Annotated in this window: 13 protein-coding genes; 5 read left to right on the forward strand and 8 right to left on the reverse strand. The window is 61.7% G+C overall.

What is annotated here, in order from left to right; translation table 11 throughout:
- Positions 1-10: 10 nt before the first annotated feature.
- The 3 genes from MJQ68_RS13330 to MJQ68_RS13340 all read right to left on the reverse strand — a co-directional run bounded on the left by MJQ68_RS13330 (position 11) and on the right by MJQ68_RS13340 (position 2,281).
- Positions 11-775 (reverse strand): DUF92 domain-containing protein, encoded by a 765-nt coding sequence (locus MJQ68_RS13330; protein WP_238751618.1) that lies wholly within the window; start codon positions 773-775, stop codon positions 11-13.
- Between the two features lie 14 nt (positions 776-789).
- The gene (locus MJQ68_RS13335; RefSeq protein WP_238751619.1) at positions 790-1,479 is read right to left on the reverse strand and encodes a hypothetical protein; all 690 of its coding nucleotides are present in this window, start codon (positions 1,477-1,479) and stop codon (positions 790-792) included.
- A 169-nt stretch (positions 1,480-1,648) separates the two neighbouring features.
- Entirely contained in the window at positions 1,649-2,281 is a 633-nt protein-coding gene (locus MJQ68_RS13340; protein ID WP_238751620.1) for a 50S ribosomal protein L25, read from the reverse strand.
- Between the two features lie 192 nt (positions 2,282-2,473).
- Between MJQ68_RS13340 and MJQ68_RS13345 the strand changes: the two genes are divergently transcribed.
- From MJQ68_RS13345 to MJQ68_RS13365, 5 genes are read left to right on the forward strand one after another with little or no spacing between them, the layout of a single operon-like run.
- Positions 2,474-2,833: a c-type cytochrome gene (locus tag MJQ68_RS13345; RefSeq protein WP_238751621.1), complete on the forward strand. Its 360-nt coding sequence runs from the start codon at positions 2,474-2,476 to the stop codon at positions 2,831-2,833.
- Positions 2,834-2,874: 41 nt separating this feature from the next.
- A complete protein-coding gene (locus MJQ68_RS13350) occupies positions 2,875-3,945 on the forward strand; it encodes an anhydro-N-acetylmuramic acid kinase (RefSeq protein WP_238751622.1) in 1,071 nt (356 codons plus the stop codon).
- Positions 3,935-4,963, forward strand: a complete 1,029-nt coding sequence (locus MJQ68_RS13355; RefSeq protein WP_238751623.1) for an NAD-dependent epimerase/dehydratase family protein — start codon at positions 3,935-3,937, stop codon at positions 4,961-4,963. Before MJQ68_RS13350 ends, MJQ68_RS13355 begins: the two co-directional genes overlap by 11 nt.
- A 31-nt stretch (positions 4,964-4,994) precedes the next feature.
- Positions 4,995-5,813 (forward strand): UDP-2,3-diacylglucosamine diphosphatase, encoded by an 819-nt coding sequence (locus MJQ68_RS13360; protein WP_238751624.1) that lies wholly within the window; start codon positions 4,995-4,997, stop codon positions 5,811-5,813.
- Positions 5,814-5,873: 60 nt separating this feature from the next.
- Positions 5,874-8,243: an alpha-ketoacid dehydrogenase subunit alpha/beta gene (locus MJQ68_RS13365; RefSeq protein WP_238751625.1), complete on the forward strand. Its 2,370-nt coding sequence runs from the start codon at positions 5,874-5,876 to the stop codon at positions 8,241-8,243.
- Between the two features lie 123 nt (positions 8,244-8,366).
- Here the strand turns inward: MJQ68_RS13365 and MJQ68_RS13370 are convergent, their stop codons facing one another.
- The 5 genes from MJQ68_RS13370 to MJQ68_RS13390 all read right to left on the reverse strand — a co-directional run bounded on the left by MJQ68_RS13370 (position 8,367) and on the right by MJQ68_RS13390 (position 14,765).
- Entirely contained in the window at positions 8,367-9,425 is a 1,059-nt protein-coding gene (locus MJQ68_RS13370) for an App1 family protein (RefSeq protein ID WP_238751627.1), read from the reverse strand.
- A 299-nt stretch (positions 9,426-9,724) separates the two neighbouring features.
- Positions 9,725-10,357, reverse strand: a complete 633-nt coding sequence (ribA, locus tag MJQ68_RS13375; protein WP_238751629.1) for a GTP cyclohydrolase II — start codon at positions 10,355-10,357, stop codon at positions 9,725-9,727.
- Positions 10,358-10,407: 50 nt separating this feature from the next.
- On the reverse strand, positions 10,408-12,810 hold the full coding sequence (locus MJQ68_RS13380) for a zinc-dependent metalloprotease (protein WP_238751630.1): 2,403 nt from the start codon (positions 12,808-12,810) through the stop codon (positions 10,408-10,410).
- Between the two features lie 111 nt (positions 12,811-12,921).
- Positions 12,922-13,557: a peroxiredoxin gene (locus MJQ68_RS13385; RefSeq protein WP_238751632.1), complete on the reverse strand. Its 636-nt coding sequence runs from the start codon at positions 13,555-13,557 to the stop codon at positions 12,922-12,924.
- A gap of 251 nt (positions 13,558-13,808) precedes the next feature.
- On the reverse strand, positions 13,809-14,765 hold the full coding sequence (locus MJQ68_RS13390; protein WP_238751633.1) for an alpha/beta fold hydrolase: 957 nt from the start codon (positions 14,763-14,765) through the stop codon (positions 13,809-13,811).
- Between the last annotated feature and the right edge of the window lie 60 nt (positions 14,766-14,825).

Consider the following 14,825-nt stretch of genomic DNA (forward strand, 5'->3'; position numbering starts at 1 on the left):
GGTGCCGGGTTTAGGGCGTGAAGGTAGTCAGCGCCGCGCCTACCATCAGTGCGATAGCCAGTACGTTGACCAGGTCGTTGGTGACCCAGTGGTAGCCCGAGTACAGGGTGCTACCCGGATGCTGTACATCACTGAGCGCTCCGGTGACCGGATCGCGGTACCGGGCCTGCAGGGTCGCTCCTAGGATCGAATCCAGCAACATCCCCATAAATCCGAGGCCGGCGACCTGGATCAGCATAGCTGCACCGTAGTCGGGAAGGAGGCAGTAACCGAGCCCCGCTATGAGCATGGCACCGGCGGCCCCGCCCAGGGTACCGCCCGTACTTACGCCGCCGCTCAGGCCCGGGGGTACGCGCCGCCACTGTAGTACATCGTAGGTGGGGCGGCGTAGGTACTTGCCTAGCTCGCTGGCCCAGGTATCGGAGGTGGCCACGGCCATGCTCACGAGCAGCAGGGCGGGGTGCAGATCGAGCAGGGCGATGAGGCCGTAGACTCCACCGTTGCAGAGCACCTGCACCAGGTCGCGGGGCTGCTTGTCCTTGCTATCCCCGGCATCTGCTGCAACGGGTAGTAGGCGACCGATCACTACACTGCTGAGGAAGAAAACGAAGAGGGGGAGGAGCCAGGCCGGACCTACCCGTGTAGCGACCAGGGTGCCGAGGGCCAGTGCGGCCAGTGCGCCCGGCCCGGTCAGGCTGCCGCGCCGGACCGTCAGGTAGTAGAATGCCGTGCTGCCGGTGAGCCAGCTCAGTACGATCAGTAGGTGGCTGCTCATGCCTAAAGGTAGGCCTAGCTGCCCTTGGCGATCCGCTTCTGCTCCATATTGCTGTCGTAGATGCAGTAGGCGTCGTACTTGGCGCGGTCGGTTTCGGCCCAGATGTCCTTGCCGATGTCGCAGACCTTGATGAGCTCGTCGTAGATCAGGTTGCCGAGATCGATGCGGGATTCTACGCTGATGTCGCGGTCGGCGACCTTATCCTGCTGGATGTTCATGGACAGCTCGAAGGCCTTGCAGGCCTGGGCGAGGCGTTCGAGGTGAGTCTCGTTGAGACCGGTATCGGCCAGGAAATCCCACTGCGCGCGGGCTACGCGGATGACGCGGCGGCCGCAGAACAGCAGCTGGGCGTCGGTCATATCACCCATTTTGGCGGTGCCGAACTTGCGGTAGCGGCCCGTGCGGTTGCTGAAGGCCATGCGCACGCGGGTCATGACGGAGCGGATGGCGTGCTGCAGTTTTTCCGCCGCTTCGTACTTCTTGTCGGTGACGACCATCTGGTCGCCGAGCAGCTCGTCGTCGTCCGGCATACCCACGAAGCGTTGGCAGCGGTCGTGGAAGCCCTTCAGGCGGTGGGAGTCGTACTCGTAGCCGGCCTTGAAGTGCTCGAGGTCGCGCTTGGCCAGGCGGATCGCGTCCATGGCCATCTGGTAGAGGTCGGCGTCCGGGAAGTTATACTTCCGGTTTACTTTTTGCTTTTTCATCGGAGTGGCACGCAGTAAGAAACCAAAAGTAAGCTACGCAGATGAATAAAACAAATTGTGTTTATCATGATCCTGAGTATACCAGCTTAAGGGGATAAACGAACCAGGGCCGGCACCCGCGTGGATACCAGCCCTGGCTGAATGGCTCCCTGGGGGAGCGAATAGTTGTCTAAGCCTCCTCGGTAGCGGGCGCTTTGGCGGCCACCTTGGCCTCCTGCTCCGTAGCCTTCTTCTCGGCCGTAGCGGCGGAACGCAGGGCGCGGGGTACTTCTACCGTAGCGACGGGCTGTCCACCCGGGTTCATGATCTCGACGCCTTCCATGGGCGCGATGTCGCGTACCCGGATGCTGTCGCCGAGCTCGAGCTCGCTGATGTCGAGGGTTAGGTTGTCGACCAGGTGCTCCGGGGTGGTTTTGATCTTGATCCGGCGGACCGAGACTTGCAGCTTACCACCACCGCGTACGCCCGGGCTGGTGCCCTTGAAGGTGACGGGTACCTGTACCTTGATGCTGCGGCCGTCTTCCAGGGCCAGGAAGTCGATGTGGCGCAGCTCGTCCGTGACGGGGTGGAACTGGTAGTCCTTGACGATGGACCGGTAGGTATCGCCGCCTACGCTCACCTCGGCCAGCTTGAAGTTGGGGGTGTAGATCAGGTCCCGCAGATCCAGGGCCTTGACGGTGAAGTGCTTCGGGCCGCCGATACCGTAAACTACGGCGGGGACGAGTCCTGCACGACGCAATTCCTTAGATGACTTTTTGCCTACGGTCTCGCGGAGCTCGCCGCTTACTTTGATGGTTTCCATACGATATAACTTTGGCGCAGTTGCGCTTACGGCCCGCAAAGATACGTTGTAGACCGAAGCTAGCGAAGGGCCGGGGCCAAAAAGTTTCCCGCAGCACGATTTTACAACATTGCGGCCCCCTGGCGTTTCTACTTACCAACCCCTTAACTTACCTTTCCGACCGGTACATATCCGGCAAAAGACCCTCCGATCATGAAAAGGCTCATCCCCCTCTTTGTATTCGCTATCATCCTGGCTGCCTGCGGCGGCGGAGAAGAAGCCACCGCCTCCGAAGCCCCCGGCACCACCCCCGCCGTAGCTGAGGCTAAGGATATCGACGCCAAAAAAATCTGGAAGATCCGCTGTATCGCCTGCCACGGCCTGTACGGTGATATGGGCACCAATGGCGCGGCCAACCTACAGGAGGCTACCTCCAGCCTGGACTACCGCATCAACATCATCACCAACGGCAGTGAGAATGGCGTTATGACCGCCTTCGGGGAGATCCTCGACGCCGACGAGATCGAGGCCATGGCCAAGTACACCATGTCGTTCAACGAAAACCTGAAGTAGTCCGGCCGGTGCGTCCCGTCCGGTATACTGTGCTCGGCATCATGTCGGGCAGCTCCCTCGACGGACTCGATCTGGCCTGCTGCAGCTTCACGCTTGCCGCCCGCCCACCGCTGCATATTGCCGACTGGTCTATCGACGCCGCCACTACCATTGCCTACCCCCCTGAGTGGAAGGAGCGGCTACGGCAGGCTACCACACTTACCACTCCCCAGACCTGCGAGCTACATGCTGCGCTGGGTACCTATATCGGCCAGCAGGCCGCTACCTTCCTGACCCAACATCCTGAGCTACGCCCTACCCTCGTGGGCTGTCACGGCCACACGACCCATCATGATCCAGCCCAGGGCTATTCCATCCAGCTGGGTGACGGGGCACACATCGCCCGCCAGCTACAGCTGCCCGTAGTCACTGAGCTGCGCAGTGCCGATATCGCGGCGGGCGGACAGGGCGCACCCCTCGCCCCCGTAGCCGATCGCTACCTCTTTCCTACCCACCAGGCCTTCCTCAACCTAGGGGGCATCGCCAACTTCAGCATTCGTACGGCCGGCGATCAGTTCGTCGCCGGCGACGTGACCGGCTGCTGTCAAATCCTGGACCGGCTGGCCGCCGAACGGGGTCTGGCCTACGATGCAGGTGGCGCATTGGCCCGCAGTGGAAACTGGCTACCGCAGCTAGCAGATTCCCTCGACACCCTGCCGTACCACCGGCAGCCCTACCCCAAGTCGCTCAGCAACCAGTGGGTCGTGCAGCAGCTCTGGCCGCTTGTACGTGACACCCAGGCGTCCGTGCCGGACCGGCTCCACACATTTACCACCTGGTTGGCCCGTACGATCGCCCACGACCTGCTACAAGTAAGTGCGGGCGCGGCCGCCGGTGCGCAGCAATTGCTGGTGAGCGGAGGCGGGGCCCGCAATACGTTCCTCGTCGATCAACTTACTGCGGCGCTCCAGCCGATGCGCGTCGCGGTAGCCGACGGGCTGGCCGGCGACTACAAAGAAGCAGCCCTGATCGCGCTCTGTGCTCTGCTGCGGCAGCAGGGCTTGCCCAACAGTCTGGCCTCCGCTACCGGAGCACGCCACGACACCATCAACGGCGCCCTGCATGCCGCCTAAGCTCCTGCTCACCGGCGCGACCGGCTTCATCGGGTACTACCTCTCCCATGCCCTGGCAGCAGCTGGCCGACCCTTTCGGGCCCTGGTGCGGACTACCTCCGACACCGCCATACTCCGTGAACTGGGAGAGTGGTGTACCCTGGTTGAGGGTGATGTGAACGACCCCGAGAGCGTGTACGACGCGCTGAACGGGATAGACACGGTCATTCACGCGGCCGCCCTGGTGTCCTTTCAATCCGGCGATGAAGACCGGCTGATGAGGGTCAACGCGGAGGGCACGGCCAATGTGGTCAATATGATGTTAGAGGCGGGTACCCGGCGGCTGGTCTACCTCAGTTCCGTAGCCGCGCTACAACGTGTAGATGGCGGACCCATTACCGGACTGGCCGACCACTGGCCCCTGGAAGAGCCCAATACCCCCTACGCCCGCTCGAAGTTTGCCGCGGAGCGTGAGGCCTGGCGCGGGCAGGCCGAGGGACTATCGGTCGCGGCCGCCTATCCGTCTACCGTACTCGGTGCCGGTGACTGGAACGGATCGAACACCCCCTCCCTATGGCGACGCGCCGCGGATGGTGCCAGCCTGTACCCCGGGGGCACGGCTGGCTTCGTCGACGTGCGCGACGTGGCCTACGGCATCCTCTCGCTGCTGGATCGTGACGTAGATAGGGAGCGCTTCTTACTGTCTGCCGAAAACAGCAGCTGGCGGGAGGTACTCGCGGCCATTGCCGGTAGCGTAGGGGGGACGCCGCCGCGCTACGGCCTGGCGGCCTGGCAGTCAGCCATGCTCTGGCCCCTGGAGCACCTACGGGCAAAGGTGACCGATGGCACACCCCTCATCACCCAGGCGACCCACCGCAATGCACAGGCGGTATTCCGCTACGACGGGAGTCACTATCCTGCCGTTACCGGCCACGACTACATCCCCCTTGCGGAGACGATCAGGGAGACGGGGCAGGCCTTTCGGATGAGTCAGCGGATGGGGGAGGGGCTACCGGCTACCTACCTGCCGCTGCGGTGACTGCGGGCTAAGCCGTTTCTTTGTGCTGCCTATGCCGACCTTCTTCGCCTCCGATTTTCACCTTGGGACCGATGCCCGCGACACGAGTCTGGTGCGGGAACGCAAGCTGGTAGCCTGGCTCGATCACTGTGTGGCCGAGGGGGCGGACGCCATCTACCTGGTCGGAGACCTCTTCGAGTTCTGGTTCGAGTGGCAGCAGGCGGTGCCGCGCGGCTACGTACGCTTCCTGGGTAAGCTGGCCGAACTGACCGACCGGGGCCTACTGGTGTACGTATTCACCGGCAACCACGACATGTGGATGCACGACTATCTGGAGCAGGAAACGGGCGTTACCCTGTACCGCGAACCGGTGATCCACGAGATCTACGGCCGGCGAGTCCTTATCGGGCACGGTGACGGGCTAGGACCCGGAGATCGGGGCTACAAGCGGCTGAAAAAAGTCATCAACGCACCCTGGGCCAGGTGGCTCTACGGCCGCTTGCATCCCAACCTGGCCGTGCAGCTAGCCATGTACTTCAGTAGCAAGAGCCGCGAAAGCCAGCCGTCCAGAGAGGTGTTCCTGGGGCCGGACCGCGAGTGGCTGGTGGCCTACAGCGAGCGCAAACTGCGCGAATATCCGGACTTAGCCTACTGTATCTTCGGCCACCGCCACCTGCCCATTGACTACACGCTTTCCGACAACAAAGCCCGCTACATCAACCTCGGGGAGTGGCTCAACGCCTACACCTACTTGCGTATGGACCCACAGCAGGCCGAGCTGCTCTCCTGGCAATCCGCCGCACCTGCCCCCGGCAACCCCACCACCAATCGGGCGCGCGCACCCCTGCCGTCGGTCGGCCCCGGGCGGTAAAAAAGGCCTATCTTGACAGCCCTAACCAGCGACTAACCACCGCGCTATAAACCTATTGTCTTGGCTTTAAAAGAACCGGAACTACGACCCGCCGATTTTCGAAAAATTCCGGAATCGGACTACGAACGTGCGCTGCACGATTACTACATCTGTCGGCTCAGCCGCGAGCTTAGCAATATTATCCGCAAGGACGTCCTTAGCGGCCGGGCCAAGTTCGGTGTCAGCGACGACGGCAAGGAGCTCTACCAGATCGCCATGGCCCGCGCCATTCAGAACGGCGACTGGCGCGCAGACTACTACCGCGGCCACACCCTTCTCCTGGCCCTGGATCTGGCCACCCCCGAGCAATTGCTGGCCCAGTTGTACTCCGATCCAGCCCACGACGCCTTCAGTGGCGGCCGGCAAATGGGTGGGCACTACGCCAGCCGCACCATCGATGAAAACGGCGAGTGGATCGATACGACGGAGCGCTTCAACCTGAGCAGCGCCACCTCGCCCACGGCCGGACAAATGGCGCGCGGCCTCGGGCTAGCCTTCGCCAGTAAGGTGTTCCGGCAGCAGCAGGGGGAGCTGCCCACTGCAGGACTAAGCACCAATGGCAACGAGATCGCCTGGACCGAGATCGGCGATGCCTCCACCTCCGAGGGGGTGTTCTGGGAGACCATGAATGCGGCCGGTGTAACGGGCGTACCCATGCTCTGCACGGTGGTGGATGACGGCTATGGCATCTCCGTACCCGTAGAACTACAGACCACCAAGGGTAGCATCAGCAAGGCACTGGCCGGATTGACTTACGAAGAAGACAGCAACGGTATCGAGATCTACGCCGTCAAGGGTTGGGACTATCCCGCCCTGGTAGAGCTCTACCCCCGGGTAGCTAAGCGGGTACGTGAGCTGCACCGGACGGCCCTGGTACACGTCAGCGAACTAACCCAGCCCAACGGACACAGCACCAGTGGCAGCCACGAGCGCTATAAGCCGGCCGAACGCCTGGAGTGGGAAAAGACCTGGGACTGTCTGCTACAGTTCCGCCACTACCTACTGGGTGCCGGTATAGCTGATGCCGCGGAGCTAGACGAGCTAGACCGCCGCGCTAAGAAGGAGATCGCCGCCGCCCGCCGCCGCGCCTGGGAACAACTCACTGTACCCCGGCAGGCACGCCGTGACGCACTGCTCGCCCTACTGCCCGCCGAGGGGCAGCGCAGCCCCGAACTCACCGCCCTGGCGAAGGAAATCACCGGTGACAACCTGCCCGTCTCGGAGCTCATCGATGCCGTGCGCCGTTTACGTTTCCAGTCGGGCGCAGACTTTCCCGACCAGCTACGCGACTGGCTGCGCGATGCCCAGCAGGACCTCACCGCTACGGTAGGCGGTAACCTGCTCAGCAATACGCCCCGCTCCCCCCTGCGCCTGGGTGGAATAGCTGCGGCCTACGGGGACACTACCAAGGCCCTACCCGGCTATGAGATATTGCAGCATTACTTCAACGCCAAATTTGCCGAGCGGCCCGAACTGTTTGCCTTCGGGGAGGACGTTGGGGAGATCGGAGATGTTAATCAGGGTTTTGCCGGATTGCAGGACCGCTTCGGTAAGCACCGCATCTTCGACACTGGTATCCGGGAGTGGACCATCGTGGGTCAAGCCATGGGTATGGCCATGCGCGGACTGCGCCCCATCGCCGAGATCCAGTACCTGGATTACATCTTCTACGCCCTACCGATGCTGACCGACGACGTAGCCACGCTGCGCTGGCGTACGAACGGCATGCAGGCCTGTCCGCTCATCATCCGCACCCGCGGCCACCGCCTGGAGGGGGTCTGGCACAGCGGTTCCTACCTGTCGCCCCTCATCGGTAGTCTGCGCGGTATGCACCTCTGCGTTCCCCGCAATATGGTACAGGCGGCAGGCATGTACAACACGCTGCTGGAGGGCGACGATCCGGCCATCGTGATCGAAGTACTCAATGGCTACCGGCTCCGCGAAAAGGAGCCTACTAACCTGCTGGAGTTCCGCGTACCCCTAGGCGTACCCGAGCGGTTGCGTAGCGGGACGGACGTCACGCTGGTCACCTACGGGGCCTGCGTACGCGTTTGTCTGGAGGCCGCTGAGCTACTAGAAAAATCAGAGATCAGCGTAGAGATCATCGACGTGCAGACCCTGCTCCCCTTCGACCTGGAGCACCGCATCGTCAACCACCTTAAGCACACCAACCGCCTACTGATCGTGGATGAGGACGCCCCCGGAGCTACCTCGGCCTACATCGAGCGGCAGATCATCGAAACCCAGGGCGGATTCCAGTACCTGGACGCCCCGGTGCGCACGCTCACGGCCGCCGTACACCGCCCCGCCTATGCCGACGATGGCAACTACGAAAGTAAGCCGCAGGTGATGGACGTGGTGGAAGCTGTGGTGGAGCTGGTTGGGTTTTAGGTTAAACACGGATTACGCGGATTCTTTGCACGGATTACTTCACAGAGTATAGGGCGTGCCGCCTGGTACAACAAATAATCTGTGCTTAATCCGTGCCCCAATTCGTGTAATCTGTGTTTAAAACTACACGATCCACCCATTAGCCCGGGCATGCTCCGCGGCCTCTTCGTAGCTGCTAACGAGTTTTACATTAATGGTACTGATATCCTCGATCAGGTCTTCGATGCGCTGCGCGCGCTTTTCGTGCTGTACGTCGCGGATGTAGATACAGAGGATGCGGTCGGGGTTATTCTTGGCGGCTTCCAGGTAGATGTCCGTGTCGTGTTCGCCGCTGTCGCCCAGGAGGATGAAGGGGAGGTGGGGGTAGGTAGACAGGATCTTATCGACCATATCGGCCTTATGGGTTTGGTAGGATTGTACGGTGTCTTCGGCCGGCAGTCCGAAGTCGCGCAGCAGCACCGGGCCGCGGGGGAGGTGGTTGAGGTGTAGGAAATCTAGCAGTAGGTCGTAGAGGTTCCAGGGGCTGTTGGAGACGTAGAAGAAGGGGTTAGAGCCCTTCGCGTCGGGCCCGCCCTGTAGCGCCTCGTAGAAGTCACTTACTCCCTCGAAGGCGTGGCGGTTACCAGCGTTCTTGAGCAGGGTGTGCACCATGGTCTTCAGTTTGAAGCGGCTGGTCACGTCAGTTTTCAGGATGGTGTCGTCGATGTCGCTAATGATGCCGAACTCGGCTTCGCGGGGTACGATCACGTCGGAGTGGCTGAGGTGGTCGACCCTTCCATTGAGGGGGGTACGTACTACCCGCACCGATGCTTCCTGCCAGAGCAGATCGTCGAAGTGCGGCGCGTTATCGGGCTCGCACCTATGCTCAATATGGAAGTAGCCTTCGCTGTCCGTCGTACGCTTGAACACTTCGTTGCCCCAGGTGATCTCCACTTCTGCATCGTCGATCTCACGACTGTTGAACCGCTTAAAGTTGTTGACCAGGTTATGAAACAGCTGATCGCGTTCGTCGCGGCCGATACCGCGGTCGCGCAAGACCCGGCCGGTGAGGTAGAGGTAATCGGGCCGTCCGAAGCCGATGTAGTTGGCTACGTCGATGGGTTTGTCGTGGCCCCAGCGGAGGCGGTCGACGAGGTTGTCCCAGTTGCGGTGAAGTGTTTTGGTGAGCGTGGTGAGGGCCATATGTAGTTTTTAGCGTGTACTCGGTTTAGCGATGGGGCGCTCCGATTTGTTCGGCCATCCTCTACCATAACTTCGTTGGTAGTGGCGACCCCGCGCCCTTAGCCCGTGCCACTACTTCGCTGACCCATGCACCTAACCCTAGATGCGACCGTGCTTGACGATCGCTAATAGCGTGTATAACCGACCTTATTCCAGAAATATGCCTCCCCCAATTGCCCTGTCCTGTTAGATGTGTATACTGCTGCTATCTGTGCCACTCAGACTGCGCAAGCCATAGATATACACCTTTACCGGATGCATCATCCCAGCCAGTGGCCCATATCCAGGGCCTTGGTGCGCAGGTACTGCAGGTTCTCCTTGCCCGGGTCGACGATGATGGGCAGTCGCCGCACCACTTCGATGGGTCCGTCGTCGAAGGAGTCTACTTTGAGGGGGTTGTTGGTCAGTAGCTGGATCTTACCGATACCCAGGTCCTGCAGGATGCCCTGGGCGATGCCGTAGTGGCGTGCATCTACCTCCAGACCTAAGTGGAGGTTGGCTTCGATGGTGTCCATGCCCTGGTCCTGCAGTTGGTAGGCCTTGAGCTTGTTGATGATGCCGATGCCGCGACCTTCCTGGCGCAGGTATACTACAATGCCCCGGCCGGCAGCGGCGACCTTCATGGCCCGATCGAGCTGCTCGCCGCAGTCGCAGCGCTTGCTGCCGAACAGATCACCCGTAATGCACTCGGAGTGCAGACGTACAATGACTTCGCCGCTGGGGTCCATATCCGGATGCACCAGGGCCAGGTGGGGGGTGTAGTCTTCGGCGTCTCCGGCATAGGCCAGCATCCGGAACGTCCCGTAGGGCGTGGGGATCAGGGCCTCGGCGCGGCGGGTAGCGTCCGCCAGTTCGGCGGGGGGGAGTAGGATGGGGTCGCCGTGCTCGGGCATAAGAATTACTTGGAATACTACCGGGTTAACGCCTGCGACCCCGGGGGGTTTTACTTGCCGCGCATCACCTCTAGCCCGGTCAGGGCTACACGGATCTGCTGACCCAGCGCCGCGCGGTGACCGTTCACCAGTGCGTTCTCGGCCGATTGTCCGGTCGTGAGCTGCTGCTCGATGGCGTCCAAATTCGCGCGGGCGCCAGCCCGTACGTCGGCGGTGACATCTTCATTAGTCAGCAGACCGGTCAGCGCGTCTACGTAGGCAGCCTGTAGGGTACGGCCGTAGGTGGTTTCGAAGTTGACGTCCGTGAAGACGCCGCTGCGGGTGTCGTTCATCAGGTCCATCACGCCGTAAGCTTCGGTGCCGCGGGCGCGCTGCTCGGCCAGGCGATTCAGGCGGTCGGTGTTCATCAGCGTATTGAGGGCACTCTGCTGTAGTCCGGCGATCTTAGCAGCTACGCCGCTGGCGGAGATGCGCTGCAGGATATCCTCGTTGATCAGCCACCGGGGGGTGGTGAACACCTGCTGATTGATGAACTGTACGGCGGCCTGTTGCTGCTCCTTGCCCACGGTTTTGTACACGATCTTGTTTTCGTCGCTGGTGCGCTGCCACTCGTACACCGAGCCTACGTTGCTGGCTACGTGATTGGCGTAGCGGCGCAGCTGGCCGATGACGTTGTCGTACAGCTCCTCCAGGTCGTCGAAGTCACCGCCCTCCTCGGCCGTCCACCCCTGTAGTTCGGGCACGATCCGCTTTAGGTTGGCGATGCCCAGGGTAGAGGCCAGTACGGCATCGTCGCCAATGTCTTCGGTCTGGGCACTGGCATCGTGGCCATTGCGCGTCTGACGGCCGTAGCGGTAGACGGGGTCGTCCGCCTTTTCCTTCACCATTGCGTTGAGTACGCTGTCTTCGTTGCCCTGGGGGATGGGCAGGTAGCCGTAGCGGATCGCGTAGTAGTCGTACACCCCGATCTTAGGGTCCAGACCTACACCTACGTCTTCGGGCTGAGCTACGTAGTTGAAGCGGGCATAGTCCATGATGCTAGGCGCCACGCCGTTCTCCTGGACAAAGCCAGGGGTGCGCAACTGCTCTACGGTGTAGGCCGGACTGCTCCCCATATTGTGGGGCAGTCCCAGTGTATGTCCTACCTCGTGGGCGGCCACGAAGCGCACGAGCTTACCCATCACCTCCTGCTCGAACTTGGGGGTGCGGGCCGCGGGGTTCACCGCTGCGGTCTGGATCAGGTACCAGTTGCGCAGCAGGTTCATCACATTGTGGTACCAGATGATGTCGCTCTCCAGGATCTCGCCGGTGCGGGGGTCGTGTACGTGCGGGCCCATCGCGTTCTGGATCTCGGTAGTCACGTAGCGGATCACGCTGTAGCGCACGTCCTCGGGGCTCCAGTCGGGGTTCTCTTCTTTTGTCGGTGCATCCTTGGCCATGATGGCGTTCTTGAAGCCGATGGCCTCGAAGGCCTTCTGCCAATCGTCCACGCCCTGCTTGATGTAGGGGGCCCACTCGGCGGGGGTGGCGGGATCGATGTAGTACACGATGGGCTTCTTGACGTCCACCAGTTCGCCGCGCTGCCAGGCGGCCATGTCGACCGGCTCCAGGCGCCAGCGGGTGATGAAGCGTTCGGTCTCGGCGCGCTGGGCGTCCAGACCGTAGTTCGTCTGCTGGATGCTGAAGTAGCCCACGCGGGGGTCGTACTTCCGGGGTATCATCTTCTCGGCGGGCAGCAGGATGAAGCTCTGGTTCATCTCTACGCTCAGGGTACCGGTCACGGCATTGTCGGGTAGCTCGTCGCCCTGGTAGGTCAGTACGTGCCGTACCTCTACGTTGCTGGGGAAGGCATTGACCGACATGATCAGACTGCGCTCCTTATCCAATCCCTTAATGCCGAACTTCTTACGGTCCTCGTCTCCCAGCGCACCGATCATCGGCTCGTCGTTGGTAAAAAAGGGCGTCACGTCCACCACCACCGTCGCACTATCGGGCCCGTAAGCTTGCACCTCGAAGGCGGCCACGATGGGCTCGAAATTGTTGTTCTTGACCGACTGGTAGACCGGCAGGTCCTCGCTCGCCACGCTATTGTAGCTCACGCTGCGCAGGAGCACCTTCTCCCCGTGCCGCTGCCAGCGTACCACCTGCTGCGGCCTACTACGCATACCCGCTCCACCGAAGTTGAGGCCCTTCACATGCCCGCTGATGCGGCTCACGACCAGAATCTCCTCCTCCAGCAGGGCCGTCGGCAACTCGAAGTAGGTCTTCCCTTCCTTCTGGATCACGTTGAACAGACCCGTCTGCCGCTGCGCGTCCTTGAGCAGATCTTTGTAGGCGTCTTTGTCCTTCTTTTCTTTTTTATCCTCTTTCTCTTCCTCCTGTCCGTACAGGGGGCTGAGGGCGGGTACGCAGGTGCAAAGGAACACTAGTAGCAGTAGGTGCTTTGGAAACATAATCTGGGGTTGGTTCGGGGTAGTTCTGTAGTAGGTAGTTCTGTAGTTCTGTAGCGGGCACGGGGCACGACTACAGTACCACAATACTACAGAACTATCACGCAAAGCGTGTTACCGGTTAGGCTGGGGAGTGGTGCGCAGGTACGAGCGAATCTCCTTGTGGCCCTTGGGGAATTTATCGGGTATGTCTTCAGTCTTGATGCTGGGGCTTACGACTACGTCCTCGCCGTCCTTCCAGTCTACGGGGGTGGCGACGCTGTAGTTGTCGGTCAGCTGCAGGGAATCGAGCACGCGCAGGATCTCCTGGAAGTTGCGTCCCGTGGAAGGGGGGTAGGTCAGGGTAAGCCGCACCTTGTGCTGGGGGTCGATGATAAACACCGAGCGCACCGTAAAGAGCTCATCGGCCTCGGGGTGGATCATGTCGTAGGCCTGGGCGACTTTGCGGTCGGCATCGGCGATGATGGGGAAGTTCATCGTCACGTTCTGCGTGTCTTCGATGTCCTTGACCCAGCCCATGTGGCTGTCCAGATCATCTACACTCAGGGCGATCACCTTGGCGTTGCGCTGCTCGAAGTCCTCCTTCAGGGCGGCGGTGCGGCCGAGTTCCGTAGTACAGACCGGGGTGTAATCACTGGGATGGCTGTACAGCACGATCCACTTACCGTCGGACCAGTCGTAGAAATTGATCTCGCCCTCGGTGGTCTGGGCGTTGAAGTTGGGGGCGGTTTCGCCGAGTCGGAGTGGCATAGTTAGTTAGGTTGGAGTAAAAGATAAAGTAACGCGGCAGGCCGAAGCGGGTTGACAGTACGCAGCGGTCTCCCCCGATAGCTATCGGGGTGGTAGTAAGATGCTGCCTCCGGCAGCGCAGTCCCGAGGCGCTCTCCGAGCGCGAGAGCCGCTTCAGCGGCGACCGGAGTAGCGCAAGAAGCCACACTTCACACTAGCCTAATCTCCACGGCCCGGACGCTCGGGTTGCAAGCCCTCGACCGAGCCCCCACCTACGCATAAAAATCAGTCACCCCGTTCACCTCCATCGCCGCAGCATCCACCACTGCGGGTAGTGGCTGCAACTCCCCGGTATTCTGCACCGCACCGGCGGGCACCGCCCCCTCGATGAGCCAGTCTAGCACCGCCGCCGTCACCTCCGCGGTACCCAGATGATGGCCCGCTCCGACCGGACTGTACAACCAGCTCCCGCGCCAGTGACTGTGGTTGCGCCGTGCGTTGCGGTAGGCCGTGACGGCATCCTCGGGATCGTGCACCAGCAGGGTAGGGATGGCGTGTAACTGCGCGGCTACGGTAGCTACGTCGAACTCATCCAGTGACCGGCCGGACAACTGCTCGATGCGGGCCTGCATCTGCCGGTACACTACGTCCCGCAGACCCATGAAGCGTACGAAGCCGGCGAACAACCAGCGGACCTCCGACACGATCGCCAGCAGGCAGATCCGGCGCGGCCGCAGCTGCGGGGGGAGCAGCGCGAGCGATTCGACCAGGCAGCTGCCGCCGAAGCTGTGGGCCAGGATCAGGTCGGTGCCGCCGAGCCAGCGGATGAGGTCCATTTCCACCTCCGCGGCCCGTAAGTAGGTCAGCTGGCGACTACCCGCGCAGTGCCCGTGTCCGGGCAGGTCGAAGGCCACCACCCGGTAGCCTGCCGCGACCAGCCGGGGTACGAAGTGGCGCCAGCGACCCACGTTATAGCCCCAGCCGTAGGCGCAGAAGACCACGGGGCCGTCCTCCGGTCCCCATTCGTAGACGGGGATCAGGTGGTCGCCGCTAGGCTGATCGTTGCGGCGCGCTGTATCCAGGAAGGCCTGCTCCTTGGGGCGGATGTGCGGTGGGGGTGGGGTAGCGAACAGGTGGAAGGCGGAGCGACCGGCCAGGCGGGGGTGCAGGTACGATAACCCATTGATCGCGGCGGCGATGCTGCGGTAGGTCAGGCGTTTTAGGGTCATGGGCGGTAAACGTATCACTATATATTTAGTGGTGCAACACCAAAAGCGAGTCGCATACCG

This window comes from Neolewinella maritima (assembly GCF_923081025.1).
Lineage (GTDB): Bacteria > Bacteroidota > Bacteroidia > Chitinophagales > Saprospiraceae > Neolewinella > Neolewinella maritima.

Bases quoted from the DNA above. Each gene is read 5' to 3' on its own strand.
- MJQ68_RS13330 (WP_238751618.1), bottom strand. From the start codon at position 775: ATGAGCAGCCACCTACTGATCGTACTGAGCTGGCTCACCGGCAGCACG.
- MJQ68_RS13335 (WP_238751619.1), bottom strand. From the start codon at position 1,479: ATGAAAAAGCAAAAAGTAAACCGGAAGTATAACTTCCCGGACGCCGAC.
- MJQ68_RS13340 (WP_238751620.1), bottom strand. From the start codon at position 2,281: ATGGAAACCATCAAAGTAAGCGGCGAGCTCCGCGAGACCGTAGGCAAA.
- MJQ68_RS13345 (WP_238751621.1), top strand. From the start codon at position 2,474: ATGAAAAGGCTCATCCCCCTCTTTGTATTCGCTATCATCCTGGCTGCC.
- MJQ68_RS13350 (WP_238751622.1), top strand. From the start codon at position 2,875: ATGTCGGGCAGCTCCCTCGACGGACTCGATCTGGCCTGCTGCAGCTTC.
- MJQ68_RS13355 (WP_238751623.1), top strand. From the start codon at position 3,935: ATGCCGCCTAAGCTCCTGCTCACCGGCGCGACCGGCTTCATCGGGTAC.
- MJQ68_RS13360 (WP_238751624.1), top strand. From the start codon at position 4,995: ATGCCGACCTTCTTCGCCTCCGATTTTCACCTTGGGACCGATGCCCGC.
- MJQ68_RS13370 (WP_238751627.1), bottom strand. From the start codon at position 9,425: ATGGCCCTCACCACGCTCACCAAAACACTTCACCGCAACTGGGACAAC.
- ribA (WP_238751629.1), bottom strand. From the start codon at position 10,357: ATGCCCGAGCACGGCGACCCCATCCTACTCCCCCCCGCCGAACTGGCG.
- MJQ68_RS13380 (WP_238751630.1), bottom strand. From the start codon at position 12,810: ATGTTTCCAAAGCACCTACTGCTACTAGTGTTCCTTTGCACCTGCGTA.
- MJQ68_RS13385 (WP_238751632.1), bottom strand. From the start codon at position 13,557: ATGCCACTCCGACTCGGCGAAACCGCCCCCAACTTCAACGCCCAGACC.
- MJQ68_RS13390 (WP_238751633.1), bottom strand. From the start codon at position 14,765: ATGACCCTAAAACGCCTGACCTACCGCAGCATCGCCGCCGCGATCAAT.